The following is a 15,715-nucleotide window of genomic DNA, read 5'->3' as shown; positions in this document are numbered from 1 at the left end:
AGGGGAGAGAAGATGATAGATATTGAAACGATTGATACGTTAAACCAATTAAATATAGATTTACAAGGTGATGTTAGTTCACCATTAGGTTATATTGCAGGCGGGTTTCATGCAGGATTAAGAAGAAAGAAAAAAGATTTCGGTTGGATTTATTCGACTACAGAAGCGACAGCTACAGGTGTATATACACTGAATCGTTTTAAGGCTGCGCCTTTAAAAATAACTGAAGATAGTATTAATGCTAATAAAACATTACAAGCAATTGTGGTGAACTCAGCAAATGCGAACTCATGTACAGGTGAAAAAGGCATGCAAGATGCTCTAGATACACAATCTTGGGTAGCAGAACATTTGAATATAGAGCAACAAAATGTTGGTATTGCATCGACAGGCGTTGTTGGTGCGTTCCTACCTATGGATAAAATTCATTATGGCACACAGCATGTTTTGAAAGAGGAATATAATAATAGCCAATTTTTCAATCAAGCTATTTTAACAACAGATACTGCGACTAAACATTTATCAGTACAAGTTGAGATTGATGGTAAGACAGTAACTATCGGTGGTAGTGCTAAAGGTTCTGGGATGATACATCCAAATATGGCTACAATGCTTGGATTTATAACAACTGATGCTAATATTGATGCGGATACTTTGGACTATTGTCTGAAACAAGCAACAGATCAGTCGTTTAATATGATTACAGTTGATGGTGATACAAGCACAAATGACATGGTGCTATGTATGGCTAATGGTCAAGCGAACAATAGTAAAATTGACGCCTTACATCCAGAATGGCATAAATTTGCGTATGCTTTCAATTTTGTAAGTCAATACCTTGCGAAATCAATTGCCAAAGATGGTGAAGGTGCGACGAAATTAGTTACTGCAAAAGTGACAGGTGCACCTAATGTTAAAGAAGCAAAAAAAATTGCTAAAAGTATTGTATCTTCTAATTTGGTTAAAACTGCTATACATGGTGAAGATTCAAATTTTGGTAGAATTGTAAATGCAATAGGTTACGCATCACAATTTGTAGAACCAAATGAGACAAATGTTTCTTTCTGTCAGTTACCAGTGCTAGAACAAGGAATTCATTTAGCGTTTGATGAGCAGTTATTAAAAGAACGTTTAACAGAAGATAACATTGTAATAGAGGCTTCAGTTGGAAACGGTGATGGTGAAGCGGCAGCATATGGTTGTGATTTATCATATGAATATGTGCGCATTAACGCATCGTATAGAACGTAAGGAGTGTGTCAGATGAGTTATATTGTTATAAAAATAGGCGGTAGCACTTTAACTAATTTACATGATTCGACGATTGAGGATGTCTCTAAATTAAAGCAACAAGGTTATCAACCAATTATTGTTCATGGTGGCGGACCATTTATAAATAAGGCATTAGAGCAACGAGGTGTGGCGCCTTTGTTTGAAGATGGTTTAAGAGTTACGACAGAAGAAGTATTGTCGGTGACTAGTCAAACGTTAATAGGTACTGTAAATCCAGATCTAGTAAGCAAAATTAATCAATCTAATATACAAAGTATTGGTATGAATGGTATAGATGCTAAACTTTTTGATGTAGCACCACTAGACGAAAAATATGGATATGTAGGTGAACCCAAAGATATAAATACATCTGTATTTGATAAAGTAACGGACCAATTTATTCCAGTTATTGCCTCGATTGGTATGAATCAAGCAACGTCGCAATTATATAATATTAACGCGGATACATTAGCTTATAAAATAGCGCAAGCACTTCATGCGCCACTTTATCTTTTAAGTGATATTCCAGGCGTATTAATCGATAAAGAAGTGCAGCCATCGTTGAATGCAGAACGTATTCAATGTTTTATCGATCAAGAATTGATATATGGAGGAATGATTCCAAAAGTACAAGATGCAATTCAAGCGATTGAACTTGGCTGTCAGAAAGTGGTGATTGCAGCAGGAAGCGAATCACATATTATTCAAAAATTACAAGATGGCAAAAATGTGGGAACCACGATACAACAATAGATATACTTTTCTAATAGTAACTGTATGTAGTTTATATAATATAAAGAATATGAAAAAGGGCTTAAGTCTTATAACACATAAGAGTTAAGCCCTTTTTCATATTTAATAATTCCTTCTATTTATGGTTGTTTGTGTAAGTAGTTAATAAGTCTGTATAGAAGTCAATAAATTTGAAGTACATTGATTTTTCAACTCGTTCGTCAATTTGGTGTGGTTTTTCTCCAGGGCCAAATACTAAGAATGGGAAGTTTTCATCTTTGCCACGTAATAAATTAGAAGCATCTGTAACGCCACCAATTGGAGCTGCAATGAAATCTTTATCAAACGCTGATTTAGCAATTGTTTGAGCAGTATCGATTAGACTATTTTCACCTGTAGTCAGAACAGGGTCTAAATCAAGATATAAATCACTTTCTAATCTAGCCCCGTTAGCATTATGTTTTTCAAGTGTATCGTCAAACAATGCTTTAACTTGATCGTTATTATACTCTGGAATTGTGCGGATATTGAAGTCTGCATCTGCATCTTCTGGTACAGAATTGACTTGAACGCCACCTTTAATTAAAGTATTTGTGATTACAAGGCCTTGTAGGGCATTTTCAATTTCTTCTGCAGCATATGTTGCAGGTAGGGATTGTTTCATTCTATCTATAAAGTGAGTGAAATCTAAAGCGTTGCCTTTTACTTCTTTAGAAATTTTATTGTAAGAAGCATCAATATCTTGAATAAATTCGATTAAGGGCTTAATTGCGTTAAAGCCGAGGATTGGCATTGAGCTATGTGCGGATGTACCGTGAGATTTTATACGATAGTCCATGGAACCTTTATGTGCATAAACCATCATATCTTGGCATGGTTCAGCTATTACAAGTGCCTCAACATCGTCCATATAACCTTTTTCGTATAAACTTTGTGAACCAAGTTGCTCCATTTCTTCGCCAGTTGTAGCTAAGAATTTAATACGTCCTTGTTTTAATGATTGTGTGTTGTTGATTTCAATTAATGCAATGGCTAAAGCGGCAAGACCAGATTTCATATCTGCAGCGCCACGGCCATATAAGAAACCATCGTCTTCAGTTAATGTGAATGGCTCGTAAGTCCATTGACTATGATCACCCTCAGAAACAACATCCATGTGACCGGAAATTCCGATAACAGGTTGTCCTTCGCCAATTTCAGCAATTAAGTTTGCTCTACGGTCATCAATTTTATCAATCGTAGAATTAATACCGTGTTGTGCAAATAGTTTTTGAAAATATTCGCACACTTCAATTTCATTATCATTTACTGTGTTCATTGCCACAATATCAGATAAAATTTGTACTTTTTCTTCGTTAGAAAATGTACTCATAACATACCACTCCTTTTAAAAAACTATCACAATTATACATCTGGCAATTTAATTTGATAAGCAAAAGGACTTTTATTTAAAATCTTATAATAATTTTATTTGTTTTGTGTAAAGTTATTACGCTATATATGGTTTTGAAAAACCTTGTTTTGTCAAACTATTAAAGATATGATAGTAAAAAATAAAATACTAAGGGAGAAAGATTATGACTTTTTCATTGTCTGCAATTCAACAAGCACACCAACAATATACCGGGATAGATTTTCCAAAATTATTTCAAGCGTTTAAAGCAATGGGGATAACAATTAATACCGTTGATATTCAGAATGGAACTACAGTATATACGCATCAAAGTGGAGAGCAAATTATAGATAGAGGTGTGAAGAGTACCGTGCCTATATCACAACATACAGATAAAGAGCAAATACAAGAATCATTGAAACGACATCAAATAGGTAAAACAGATTTTCAAATCTTTTGTGATGAAATGGCTCAAGCAGGCATTTACAAGTGGCATATAAGTATTGATGCTGGAACATGTGCTTACATAAATTTAAAAAATGAAATTGTTATAGTCGAACAGATTGCGCAATAATTATTTGATTGAGATGTAAGAAAAGAATTGCGTTTTAAGACGAATGCTATGACAGTATTAATCATTGATGATACGGTAGGCTCATAGAATAATTATCATTTAAAGTCAGCATGTTTTATGTTGTTTATTAGAGTGATGTTATATCAAGCTATGGGAAGGGGTTCGTTAATATGGCAAGTGTAGCAATTATTGCAGGTGGCAATAAAATACAATCACGTCTAACAGGTGTAGTGGATTATGCCGAACAATATTTGAATGATGTAGGTATTGAGACTGACATCATTCATGTGCATCAGTTAGATGCAGAAGCATTGATTACAGCAGATTTTTCTAATGACTCAATTAATGAAACACATAAAAAAATTGAAAATGCAGATGGTATTATCATCGTATCTCCAGTATTTAAAGCAGCATATTCGGGTATAGTTAAGACTTATCTCGATTTATTACCACGTAGTGCATTTACAGGGAAAACGGTGTTACCTTTAGCATTAGGCGGCACATTCGCACATGTACTTGCGATTCAATATAGCTTGGACCCAGTGATTAAAGAGCTAGGTGCAGATACGATTCATAAAGGTAGATTTATTTTAGATAAGCATATTACTGCAAACGCAGATGGGACATATAGCTATGATCAAGAAGCTCAAGATGGGCTGAATAAAACGTTAAAAAAGTTTGTCAGTGATAAATCTCAAGTGACGGAATAAATTGAAATTAATAAAAATAATAAAGACACAATCAATGTGTTGTGTCTTTATTTACTCTTTTTTAACACAGCTGTATTAAAAAATGTTAAGATGAAGTGAATAATATGATTCCATTTATTTGTGCTTTATTAACACAGCTGTATTAAAAAGGGTGACAAAGATGCCAAAAATTGTAGATCACGAAAAGAAAAAAAAGCAAATTGTTCAGTTTGCATGGCAATCCATAGTAAATGAAGGTGCTAAAGGTGCGACAGTTAGGAACATTGCAAATTTAGCAAAAATGACACCGGGACAAATACGCTATTATTATCCGAATCATAGCAAGTTACTTGAAATGGTATTTTTGGAAGTTATAGGAAAAGTTAAGCAAAGAATCCAAGATATATATAGTAATGAAGAATTATCCATTGTAGATAAAGTAATACAAGGGCTGTTGACTGTTATACCACTTGATAAGGAACGATATGCCGATATGGAAGTTTGGATGGCTTTTCATTATGAATTACATCAAGTTGGTAAAGAATTCATGAGGGATGAAATTAAGTCATTAATTGAGTTATCAATAACGTATTTAGACAAACACGATTTATTAGATAATTCGTTGAATCAAAATTTGTCAATTATAAAAGCGCATGCTTTATTAGATGGATTAGCATTGCATAAATTATTAAACTCAGAAATGATATCGAATGAAGATATTATTCAGTTAGTAGTAAATGAAGTGAATTCCTGGTTAAAGGAGTGATAAGATGAATTGGATTGTAATATTACTCATAACAGCAGAAATATTATTTTGGGTGTTTATTATACTCGGACTGATATCACGCTATGTGATGAGAAGAGAAAAATTAGGATTATTTTTCTTTGTACTTACACCTGTTATTGATTTAACTTTAGTTATTACAATGAGCTTAGATTTGTTAAACGGTGCAGCGGCTACAATCCCACATGGTATAGCAGCAGTTTATATAGGTGTGTCTATAGCGTTTGGTAAACAAATGATTAGATGGGCAGATGAAAGATTTAAATACTTCGTTTTGAAAACAGATGAACGACCTGTCAAAATTACTGGAATTAAGCATGCAAAAAAATATTTAATAAGTTGGATTAGACATGTGTTTGCTTATACTCTTGGGACTGGATTGCTATGGATAATCATTGGAATTGTCGGGTATGCTGATAATGTAGCGGCACTGGTTCATGTAATTAAACTATGGACTTTAATATTAATCATAGATTTATTGATAGCTTTAAGTTATTTTATATGGCCGAGATCAGAAAAGTCTTGAATATTTTGAAAAGCGATACGCACACGTGTGAAATCAAAATTGTTGATTCCGCATGTGAAATACGTATCGCTTTTATTATGTCCTCATTATGATGGTATTAAATGCCATTGTTGGAAGTGATCATAAATTAAATCAAATTGTTGCGTTTTAATTTCTATCGGGAAGGCGGATGATGTCTTTTCAGAAAAGAACCACCTTCTATGTTCGGGCGTCAATAAAATAAAACTTTCATCACGTTTATCACCTAGAAAATTCAAGGCGTCAGGTACAAATTGTTTTTGTTCATGCGTTTCCAATTGATATTGCGTTAAAGCTTGGTAGACAGACTCTGTATCATTACACACAAAACCAATCTCGCTAATTCTTGAAAATTCGGGTTCTTCTGTCATGTTAGAGATTCTAGCAATTAATTCGACAATATTTCCAGAAGGATCATTGAAGTAAACAGAATGTGCAACAAAAGCTTCAAAGTAAGTTGTATGTTGTTTGTTCTCCATCAATAGAAATAAAATATTTTGATAATGGTTTTTCATTTCCAAAAAATGATTATAAGGAATATCAATAGCAAAATGATAATAAGGTTGATTAATGTCATGTGCATATCTAAAATGCAATTCTGTTTCACCAATCTCAACCATAAATGATTCTTGGTCAATGATTTCAACCGTACATTCTAATGTTTCCTCATAAAACTGTCTTGTTTCTTCCAATTCTGACGTTAATAACGTTATACTTTCAAATTTCATATGCATATCCCATCCCCACGTAGTACCCATATATATAATGATTTAACTGTACTTTATCAAAATAATAATGATGATGATAATGTTAAGAGTTTATAAAACCTAAGTTTTTTGAAATGTTATTTGCTGTATTTTGAAGTTGAGTAATATAAAATTCTTTGTTTTGCAATTGGGTCGTTGAAAAGGACAAACTAATCGCGCCTTGTACTTCATTACGATAATTAACGAAATACGTGCCAACACAATAAATACCTTCTTCGTTTTCTTCTTTATCCTCTGCATAACCTTGTTTACGAATCATTTCAATTTCCCCCATAAAAGCATCAAAGTTAGTGATAGTGTGCTTTGTGTAAGGAATAATTTCAGAATTATCCCAAATAGCTTGAATCGTATAGTCATCATACTTAGATAATATTGCTTTTCCTACGGCAGTACAATACATAGGTACGCGTAGACCTATTTTAGAGGCCATTGTATAAATGGCATCATTTGGAATGAATTTCTCAATATAGAGAATTTCATTTTTATCTTCAATGACTAAATGACACGTTTCATTGACTGTGAAAGAAAGTTGACTAATGAAACTTTTAGCGATATTTAAATAATCAATGTTTTTGATGCTAGAATAGCCTAATTGAAATAATTTATAAGTTAATTCGTATTGATGTGTTAAAGGATTTTGCTTTACATAATGATTATCGATTAAAGATTTAACTAAACGATGTACAGTAGTTTTAGATAACTGTGTTTTTGTTACAAGTTCATTTAATGATATCGGGCTATGATGTGATATCAATTCTAATAAATTTAATGCACGATCGATTGATTGAACATTGGACATCATTTCACTCCTCAAATTGACAACGTTTTCATTTTCGCTTTATACTAATAAAGTATTCTATTATATGATATAACATTTCATAATATGGAACAAGTGTAAAAGTTATAAAAGCTATGGGCAGCTAAATATGAGATAAAAGGAGTGTGTTGAAATGTTTGGAGAGTTCTGGCCATTAATCAGTGTTGTATTAGGTGTTGTTGTACTGTTATTTTTAATTATTAAATGTAAGATTAATGCCTTTATATCTTTGATAGTGACATCGATTTTTACTGGTATGATTTTAGGTATGCCACTAGACAAGATCGTAGAAACTGTAGAAAAAGGTATGGGGAGCACTTTAGGAAGCGTAGCAATAATATTTGGGTTAGGAGCTATTTTAGGTAAGTTGCTTGCAGATGGTGGTGGCGCAAATAGAATTGCAGATACATTTATAGATAAATTTGGTGAGAAATATATTAAATGGGCAATGATTTTAGCGTCATTCATCATTGGTATTGCTCTTTTCTTTGAAGTTGGATTAGTACTATTGATACCTTTAGCGTTTACAATTGCAAAACGTTTAGGTGTATCACATATGAAGATTGGTATACCAATGGCTATTGCCCTTTCGGTAACGCATGGATTTTTACCCCCGCATCCTGGTCCAGTAGTCATTGCAAAAGAGTTAAACGCTAATTTAGGACAAGTATTATTATATGGACTCATTGTAGCGGTACCAACGGTGGTTATCGTTGGTGGTTTATTAGTCAAAATGTTACCCAAATTGTCCCCGAGTGCATATAGTAAAGAAATTGATATGACTAATATTGTTTCTGAAGTATCGATTGAAGAAAAAGATCAACCAGGGTTTGGCCTTAGTGTGTTTACTGCATTGTTACCAGTTATATTGATGTTATTTGCGACTATTGTACAAATGATCACTGGTCATCAAGATGGTGCAACCAATCAATTTGAAAGTGTTATTTATTTTATTGGTAATGCACCAATAGCAATGCTGATTTCATTACTTTTTGCTATGTATTCAATGGGAATTCGTAGAAAGAGGACGATGAATCAAATTATGGACAGTGCTACATCTGCCATTATTCCAATTGGGATGATGTTACTTATTTTGGGTGCAGGCGGATCATTTAAGGAAATTTTGATTGATGGTGGTGTAGGAAAAACAATTGAGCATATGTTTGTCGGCTCTAGCATGTCCCCAATCTTATTAGCTTGGATTGTGTCTTCTTTATTGAGGATTGCACAAGGATCAGCAACTGTTGCCGCTATATCTACTACAGGTATAGTACTCCCCTTATTACAAGCTACTGATGCTAATCTAGCATTAGTGACGTTAGCCATTGGCGCAGGGAGTATTATATTCTCACATGTGAATGATACTGGCTTTTGGATTTTTAAAGAGTATTTTGGTTTGACTGTAAAAGAAACTTTTTTAACGTGGTCTGTTTTAGAGACAGCGATATCGGTTTGTGGTCTAGTATTTGTATTGATTTTAAATATGATTATTTAATTTGAAAGGAGAATGAATACGATGAAAGCTGTATTTATTAATGGAAAAGAAGATATTGAGTTAAAAGAAATTGAGGAAATAAGTACACAAAATGATCCAGAAAAAGCACTTATAGAAGTTAAGTACGTGGGTATATGTGGCTCAGATTTACACTATTTGGCAGAAGGATCTAGTGGTCCAGCAGTGATTAGAGAACCCTTAATACCGGGGCATGAATTAAGCGGAGTTTTACTTGAAGCTACGGATTATAAAGGAACGACACTTCCAAAAGGAACAAAAGTGACAGTTCATCCTGCTACCTATGGGGATAAATTAGCACATGCGCCACATAATCCTGAGATATGGCCGAATGGATCATATTTAGGATCGGCTAGGTATTTACCACATAAACAAGGTGGTATGGTAGAAAAAATGCTAGTAGATAAAGCGCAAATATTACCACTACCAGATAGCGTTTCTTTAAAGATGGGAGCGTTAGCTGAACCGCTTAGTGTGGGTATGCATGCGATTAATTTAGCAGGCGGTGTTACAGGTAAAAAAGTACTTGTGTCAGGATCTGGGCCAATTGGATTACTAGCTGCAGGAGCAGCTTTTACCTTGGGAGCAGAAAGCGTGACGATTAGTGATATGTTAGAAGAACCATTAGCGCGTGCACATGATTTAGGCGATATCGAAACATTAAATATTACAGATAATAATATTCCTGAAGATAGATACGATGTAGTATTAGAGTGTTCTGGAGCTACTCCGGCAGTATCGACTGCATTTAAGGCTGTAAATATAGGTGGTACAATAATTCAAGTTGGTAATTTACAGGATAAATCTTCACCAATTAACTTAAGTCCGATTAATATCAAACAGGCTACTTATCGTGGATGTTATCGTTTTAATAGAGAAATTGAAGATGCTTTAACAGTGCTAGCGAAAAATGAGAAGATTATTAATGTGATTACTCAAACATATGATATCGAAAACTTTAGAGAAGCTTTTGAAATAGCTGCCAATTCTAAATTATCTTCTAAGGTCATAATCAAACTATAAACGCTTATTATTAAGAATGGAGCGTATAGTCTCATATTTCAGTTTGGACGGAGCAGTAATTATTTAGAAAACATACAGGTATAACAAGATTTATAACAACACAATCTAAGCATCTTAAATATTAGATTTTTAAGGTTTGTAAGCCTAAGCATTGTTTAATTTATATAGGGAGAGTCTTTTTACTAGGAGTTGCTATAATTTCTCTATGAAACTTATAGGCATTTAGTATTTAAAGAATGATAATTAAGTAATTTAAGATAACAAAAAGTCCCACCTCTCATTTGATTGAGCTAGTGGGACTTTAATATATTACAACTTATGGATTACGCCTAAACTGAAATTTAGTTTTAAGTTATTGATTGATAAATCCACTTCTAAAATAAATTTTTAATATATGTTGCTATTGTTTAATAGCAAGTCGTTTTTAGCTAAAAGAATAACCATGTAAATATGAAAGCGCTGATACCTATAAGTAGGCAATATAGTAACGCAGGTCCGAGCGTTTTTCTAATAACACTGCCTTCTTTTCCAGGCATATCAACGACAGCACAAACGGCTACAACATTGTGAACACATATCATATTTCCGGCTGCTGCTCCGATAATTTGAGCTGCTAATACAGTGAATGGTTCGGCGCCAATTGTTTGAGCAATATTTAATTGTATAGGTGAGAATGTCAACGTAGAAACAGTTGCGCTTCCTGTTATAAATGAACCTAATGCACCTAAAAATGGAGCGACAAATAACCAAATCGGTCCTAAGTAGTGTGCCATATCTTTAGCTATATATTCTGGCATACTGATTAAATCATGTGTATTAATGCCAGAGTTAATAAATACGTGTACCATTGCAAGAGTGGCAATGAGTGTAATTCCAGTTGTTTTGATAGTATTTAATGAATCAAGACTGGCATGTCCTATATCTTTTAATGGTTTACGTTGTATAAAAACAGCAAAAATCGCTGAAAGTATAAGGATTGTTCCTGGTGAATATAAAATCTCCCATTCAGATGTGATTGATTCAAAATTTAAAATGTTATTCCAAGAAAGATCCAATACATTCGTCGTAAAATGCTTGATGCTTGGAACGGTTCTTGTGAGTAACAATAAGACAACAACCATTAAATAAGGGGCCCAAGCAGTTAACAAGGGCATTGATTGTTCTTTTGTACTAACTTCATAATCATGATTTAAACCATCTGTCCATTCTTCTTTTGGTAATAACCAGCCTTTTCTAGCGGTAATAACAGCAACGATTAATCCAGTTAAAGAACCTAAAATAGCAACAAATTCTGCGCCAAATAAAAAGGCATATGCAAAAGCAGAGCCGGCATAAACAATACCAATTAGAGCAAGCCAAGGTAACATTTCAACGATAGATTTAAGTTTATTATTTTTGCCGAAGAATATCACCATTGCAGTAATTAAAATAATAGGTATGAAAATACCACTCAATAAATCTAAAGTTGTAATACGTTCTGCCGTCGATTGAAAGAAAGCGCTATCTGCGTCATTTAATGTACTAAGTCCTACAAGGACAGGTGTACCAACAGCACCAAATGAAACGGCTACGCTATCTGCAACGAGTGCAGTTACTACTGCGATAATCGGGCGAAACCCTAACGCAACCATTAGCGGAGCGGTTACCATTGCAGGCGTTCCAAAACCAGATGCACCTTCAATTAAAGAACCAAATAAAAAAGCGACTAAGATAACTTGGACACGCATATCACCTGATATCTTTTTAAAACCTTCATTAATACGAGTTACTGCACCAGTTTGACGCAATGTATTGAGTAATAAAAGAGCACCAAATAAAATATAAAGAATAGTAAATGTTTTGTGCGTCCCTTGTAATAATGATGCAATGATGACATCACCATTCATCCCCCAAACAAAAATCCCTAATAAAGTTATAATAATTGCACTTATCGCCATTCCTTTTAATGCAGACATACGTAATAATACTAAGAAAATAAATGGAACAATAACTGCACTAAAAGCAACAAGAAGCATCATAAAAATCACATCTCCCATAAAATAGATATCATCAAGTCATATGATGACTAAATATCCTTAATTGTAATCGCATTCATAAAAAAATTCAATCATTGTTAAATAAAAAATCCCATTAAAAATCTATTATATTTTTGAGAAAATACACTTTTTTAACAAGAAAGAATGGGTAAGCATGATACTTTGAAATTGAAATTTTACCATTTTATTACTAATAACCTAAAATAATGAAAATAAACGAAAATAAATTTGCATAAAATAAAAAAATGAAATAAAATAACTACAATATCTGAAAGCGCTTTCTGATTTTGTGGATAGCACTTTATGGATAAAGTAACTTTAGCATGAAGGAAAGATATTCTCGAAATTAAGGATAATTAGCATGATATTTTATAAACAGGGGTGTTATAGATGAATGATAAATTAGCTAAGATGGGAATGCCACCGACGTTAATATGGGGATACATTGGTGTACTTATATTTATGATGGGCGATGGTCTAGAATTAGCGTGGATTAGTCCATATTTACATGACCAAGGTTTATCCGTACAACAAACAGCATTATTAACAACTTGTTATGGCGTAACTATTGCAATAGGATCATGGTTTTCGGGTGTTTTAGTGGAAGTGATAGGACCACGAAAAGTAATGTTATTAGGTACATTGCTATATATTATTGGACATATTATTTTTGTAGGTCTAGCAATTCCAACTATGAACTATGAAATGATGATACCCTCATATGCAATTAGAGGTTTTGGTTATCCTTTATTTGCTTATTCATTTTTAGTTTGGGTTGCATATCGTTCTCCACAAAAGCGTTTAGGTGCAGCTGTTGGATGGTTTTGGTTTGTATTTACAGGAGGATTAAGTGTCCTTGGTTCATTTTATTCTTCAATTACAATTCAATTATTTGGACATTTCTTTACTTTATGGACAGCTATTATTTGGGTACTTATCGGAACGTTTTTAGCAGTATTTGTAAATCGTGATCAATTTGAACTTGAACATAAAGAAGGTGGTTTTAAAACGCATCTGAAAGAAATGGGCGCTGGTATTACAATATTAAAAAGAGAACCTCGTGTAGCAGTAGCTTGTATTGTCAGAATTATAAACCAGGCAGCTCAATATGCATTTCCATTGTTTCTTCCTATATATTTATCAACCAAAGGTATAGCTACAACAACATGGCTAAATATTTGGGGGACTATTTTTATAGCAAATATTATTTTTAATATAATATTTGGGGCCCTGAGCGACAAAATAGGATGGAAGAATACCATTTCATATATCGGCGGTGTCGGTTGTGCTGTATTCACTTTAGGATTATATTTTATGCCTGAAATTTTTACGGGAAATGTATTTATCGTAGGAACTGTAGGATTTTTATGGGGGATGTGTTTAGCAGGTTTCGTGCCAATATCGGCGCTTGTACCGTCTCTTGTTCATGATGGTGACAAAGGCCCAGCAATGGCAATATTGAATTTAGGTGCAGGATTATGTGTTTTTGCTGGACCAGGGTTAGTTGCATTGTTTTACGATAGTATTGGTGTGAAAGGTATGATGTACTTAATATTTGGTTTATATGTAGCTAGTGCTATTATGACACGTTTCTTAAAAACACCAGAAGAGAGGGGGATAAGTGAAGATAAGGAAGCAGTTTAAGACACTATAACCAATTGAATAAAGAACTTAAATTAAAGCAGGAAGTAGAGCAGAAATCAATCTTTGTTAAATGATTGACTGGTTATACTTCCTGTTTTGTATGTCATAACTTGAAAATAAAATAACTCATTCATTCTTTGAATGAATATGAAATATTTATTCAAAAAATTAAGTATAAAAACTGATAATAAGTACACAATAAAAGCCTATTAATCTATGGTGGGATAGTTAATAGGCTTTTTATAAATCGACGCTTAATGACTGGTTACTATATTCATTTTTAAAGTTTAATGTGATTATGAGGTTTTTGAGGTGGAACAACAATGTCCTTGCTTATTTTTCCTGAAAACCGCCAGAAACAAAATGAGCAGCGATTTGCTTTATAAGAGCTAAGATTTCTTTAAACATCACAATTCACCTCCATTGATTAACTTATTACAACATAAAGATACTATAAAGAATTCATTAAATGTTTTGCAACGCATAAATAAAACTTTTAACTTCATAAGTGTTGATTGTCAGATATTTTAATTGCTTAACTGACATAAAATTACGCTTATGTGTAGAAGTAATTAGAAATAGGAATGCTTAGACAAGAGAATTATGAGATAATTCAACAATATACAATATAAGGTATATTTATACTTGATTTTATTTAAAATAGCAGTTATTATGTATATAAATCTTATAAAAATATTGGAGTGATGGAATTGGGGCGTACACAACAGCACTAAACAAGCTACAGACATTTAAAGGTAAACATTTTTTGAAAACATGTGATTTTTCTGCTGATGAATTGAACACTTTAATTGATTTTACTGGTGAATTAAAAGAAAAGAAAAAGCGTAATATCCCGCATCCTTATTTAAAAGGTAAAAACTTAGCATTCTTATTTGAAAAACCTTCTACAAGAACGCGTTCAGCTTTCAGTGTTGCTGCCTATGATTTAGGTGCATACCCTGAATATTTTGGGCAAGGTGATATTCACTTAGGAGTTAAAGAGTCTGCAGAAGACACTGCAAAAGTATTAGGTAGAATGTATGATGGTATTGAATTTAGAGGACATCACCAAAAAGACGTAGAAGCACTTGCTACAAGCGCTGGCGTACCAGTGTGGAATGGCTTAACTAACGAATGGCATCCAACACAAATGATTGCGGATTTCTTCACATTAAAAGAAAACTGGGGCACTTTAAAAGGAAAGACATTAACTTATGTCGGCGATGCTAGAAATAATGTGGCACATGATTTATTAATTACTGGCGCAATATTAGGCGTTAATGTTCATATTGCTGCACCAGAATCTTTACAACCGAATAATGATATTCAAATATTGGCTCAAAAATATGCTGCTGATTCACAAAGTGATATTTTGATTACTGATGATATTCAACAAGCGATATATCAAACTGATGCAATTTATACAGATGTTTGGTTCTCTATGGGTGAAGATGAAGGGGTGTTAGAATCCCGTATCAATCAATTGTTGCCTTATCAAGTAAATGAATCAATGTTAATGAATACGATGAATCCAGATGTGATAGTGTTACATTGTTTACCAGCATTTCATGATGTGAACACAGAAGTAGGTCAAAAAATATATAAAACATATGATCTGACTGAAATGGAAATTGCAGACGATGTATTCAGAGGAAAGCATGCTGTTATTTTTGATCAATCAGAAAATAGATTACATTCAATTAAAGCAATTATGGCAGTTACATTAGGTGACATATTTTAAATAATTATGTTAAAAAGTTAGGGCAAAAATGTTTTTCAAATTACCTTTTCTGTCCATCTTGTACTAGTAAAGCAACTTTTATTATAGAAATGATGAAAGCTGACTTTCAATATTGTTAGTCATTGCCAATATATTATCCGAGGCCCCGACATTTATAAATGTCGGCCTCTTTTTTTATGGATTTAT

The 15,715-nt window shown here is 33.2% G+C and carries 14 protein-coding genes; 10 read left to right on the top strand and 4 right to left on the bottom strand.

What is annotated here, in order from left to right; genetic code table 11:
• Positions 1 to 12 precede the first annotated feature (12 nt).
• Both argJ and argB read left to right on the top strand, forming a co-directional pair.
• Complete coding sequence (gene argJ, locus D9V42_RS02560; protein ID WP_017723873.1) at positions 13 to 1,251, top strand: bifunctional glutamate N-acetyltransferase/amino-acid acetyltransferase ArgJ; 1,239 nt, start codon at positions 13 to 15, stop codon at positions 1,249 to 1,251.
• 12 nt (positions 1,252 to 1,263) lie between these two features.
• Positions 1,264 to 2,025 carry an acetylglutamate kinase gene (argB, locus tag D9V42_RS02555; RefSeq protein WP_107529914.1) on the top strand — a complete coding sequence of 254 codons (762 nt, stop codon included), beginning with the start codon at positions 1,264 to 1,266 and terminating at the stop codon, positions 2,023 to 2,025.
• Positions 2,026 to 2,140: 115 nt separating this feature from the next.
• Here the strand turns inward: argB and D9V42_RS02550 are convergent, their stop codons facing one another.
• Positions 2,141 to 3,376, bottom strand: coding sequence for an ArgE/DapE family deacylase (locus D9V42_RS02550; RefSeq protein WP_122062917.1), 1,236 nt, complete (start codon positions 3,374 to 3,376; stop codon positions 2,141 to 2,143).
• A 205-nt stretch (positions 3,377 to 3,581) separates the two neighbouring features.
• Here D9V42_RS02550 and D9V42_RS02545 point away from each other — a divergent pair, with 205 nt between their 5' ends.
• The 4 genes from D9V42_RS02545 to D9V42_RS02530 all read left to right on the top strand — a co-directional run bounded on the left by D9V42_RS02545 (position 3,582) and on the right by D9V42_RS02530 (position 5,970).
• Positions 3,582 to 3,971 (top strand): DUF1398 family protein, encoded by a 390-nt coding sequence (locus D9V42_RS02545; protein ID WP_122062915.1) that lies wholly within the window; start codon positions 3,582 to 3,584, stop codon positions 3,969 to 3,971.
• Positions 3,972 to 4,141: 170 nt separating this feature from the next.
• Entirely contained in the window at positions 4,142 to 4,681 is a 540-nt protein-coding gene (gene ssuE / locus D9V42_RS02540; RefSeq protein WP_122062913.1) for an NADPH-dependent FMN reductase, read from the top strand.
• Positions 4,682 to 4,841: 160 nt separating this feature from the next.
• Positions 4,842 to 5,426: a TetR/AcrR family transcriptional regulator gene (locus tag D9V42_RS02535; RefSeq protein ID WP_122062911.1), complete on the top strand. Its 585-nt coding sequence runs from the start codon at positions 4,842 to 4,844 to the stop codon at positions 5,424 to 5,426.
• Between the two features lie 4 nt (positions 5,427 to 5,430).
• Positions 5,431 to 5,970, top strand: a complete 540-nt coding sequence (locus D9V42_RS02530; RefSeq protein WP_122062909.1) for a hypothetical protein — start codon at positions 5,431 to 5,433, stop codon at positions 5,968 to 5,970.
• Positions 5,971 to 6,056: 86 nt separating this feature from the next.
• Here D9V42_RS02530 and D9V42_RS02525 read toward each other — a convergent pair whose 3' ends face one another.
• Complete coding sequence (locus D9V42_RS02525) at positions 6,057 to 6,746, bottom strand: hypothetical protein (RefSeq protein ID WP_244204768.1); 690 nt, start codon at positions 6,744 to 6,746, stop codon at positions 6,057 to 6,059.
• Between the two features lie 52 nt (positions 6,747 to 6,798).
• Positions 6,799 to 7,554, bottom strand: coding sequence for an IclR family transcriptional regulator (locus tag D9V42_RS02520; protein WP_199193380.1), 756 nt, complete (start codon positions 7,552 to 7,554; stop codon positions 6,799 to 6,801).
• Between the two features lie 151 nt (positions 7,555 to 7,705).
• Between D9V42_RS02520 and D9V42_RS02515 the strand changes: the two genes are divergently transcribed.
• Together D9V42_RS02515 and D9V42_RS02510 are read left to right on the top strand one after the other, a co-directional pair.
• Positions 7,706 to 9,067, top strand: a complete 1,362-nt coding sequence (locus D9V42_RS02515) for a gluconate:H+ symporter (RefSeq protein WP_107558216.1) — start codon at positions 7,706 to 7,708, stop codon at positions 9,065 to 9,067.
• Positions 9,068 to 9,088: 21 nt separating this feature from the next.
• Entirely contained in the window at positions 9,089 to 10,108 is a 1,020-nt protein-coding gene (locus D9V42_RS02510; RefSeq protein ID WP_122062907.1) for a zinc-binding dehydrogenase, read from the top strand.
• Positions 10,109 to 10,536: 428 nt separating this feature from the next.
• On the opposite strand, the gene D9V42_RS02505 is transcribed toward D9V42_RS02510, so the two are convergent.
• Positions 10,537 to 12,126 (bottom strand): L-lactate permease, encoded by a 1,590-nt coding sequence (locus tag D9V42_RS02505; protein ID WP_122062905.1) that lies wholly within the window; start codon positions 12,124 to 12,126, stop codon positions 10,537 to 10,539.
• A 408-nt stretch (positions 12,127 to 12,534) separates the two neighbouring features.
• On the opposite strand from D9V42_RS02505, the gene D9V42_RS02500 reads away from it, so the two are divergent.
• Positions 12,535 to 13,788, top strand: a complete 1,254-nt coding sequence (locus D9V42_RS02500; RefSeq protein ID WP_107529923.1) for an MFS transporter — start codon at positions 12,535 to 12,537, stop codon at positions 13,786 to 13,788.
• A gap of 709 nt (positions 13,789 to 14,497) precedes the next feature.
• On the top strand, positions 14,498 to 15,529 hold the full coding sequence (gene argF / locus D9V42_RS02495; protein WP_107531390.1) for an ornithine carbamoyltransferase: 1,032 nt from the start codon (positions 14,498 to 14,500) through the stop codon (positions 15,527 to 15,529).
• Positions 15,530 to 15,715: the final 186 nt, after the last annotated feature.

The organism is Staphylococcus pseudoxylosus (assembly GCF_003697915.1).
GTDB lineage: Bacteria > Bacillota > Bacilli > Staphylococcales > Staphylococcaceae > Staphylococcus > Staphylococcus pseudoxylosus.
This window is presented reverse-complemented; position numbering and strand designations above follow the sequence as displayed.

Excerpts from the sequence above, each read along its gene's own strand:
- D9V42_RS02500 (WP_107529923.1), top strand. The coding sequence starts at position 12,535 with ATGAATGATAAATTAGCTAAGATGGGAATGCCACCGACGTTAATATGG.
- D9V42_RS02520 (WP_199193380.1), bottom strand. The coding sequence starts at position 7,554 with ATGTCCAATGTTCAATCAATCGATCGTGCATTAAATTTATTAGAATTG.
- D9V42_RS02535 (WP_122062911.1), top strand. The coding sequence starts at position 4,842 with ATGCCAAAAATTGTAGATCACGAAAAGAAAAAAAAGCAAATTGTTCAG.
- D9V42_RS02505 (WP_122062905.1), bottom strand. The coding sequence starts at position 12,126 with ATGATGCTTCTTGTTGCTTTTAGTGCAGTTATTGTTCCATTTATTTTC.
- D9V42_RS02510 (WP_122062907.1), top strand. The coding sequence starts at position 9,089 with ATGAAAGCTGTATTTATTAATGGAAAAGAAGATATTGAGTTAAAAGAA.
- argJ (WP_017723873.1), top strand. The coding sequence starts at position 13 with ATGATAGATATTGAAACGATTGATACGTTAAACCAATTAAATATAGAT.
- ssuE (WP_122062913.1), top strand. The coding sequence starts at position 4,142 with ATGGCAAGTGTAGCAATTATTGCAGGTGGCAATAAAATACAATCACGT.
- D9V42_RS02525 (WP_244204768.1), bottom strand. The coding sequence starts at position 6,746 with ATGGGTACTACGTGGGGATGGGATATGCATATGAAATTTGAAAGTATA.
- D9V42_RS02545 (WP_122062915.1), top strand. The coding sequence starts at position 3,582 with ATGACTTTTTCATTGTCTGCAATTCAACAAGCACACCAACAATATACC.
- D9V42_RS02550 (WP_122062917.1), bottom strand. The coding sequence starts at position 3,376 with ATGAGTACATTTTCTAACGAAGAAAAAGTACAAATTTTATCTGATATT.
- D9V42_RS02515 (WP_107558216.1), top strand. The coding sequence starts at position 7,706 with ATGTTTGGAGAGTTCTGGCCATTAATCAGTGTTGTATTAGGTGTTGTT.
- argB (WP_107529914.1), top strand. The coding sequence starts at position 1,264 with ATGAGTTATATTGTTATAAAAATAGGCGGTAGCACTTTAACTAATTTA.
- D9V42_RS02530 (WP_122062909.1), top strand. The coding sequence starts at position 5,431 with ATGAATTGGATTGTAATATTACTCATAACAGCAGAAATATTATTTTGG.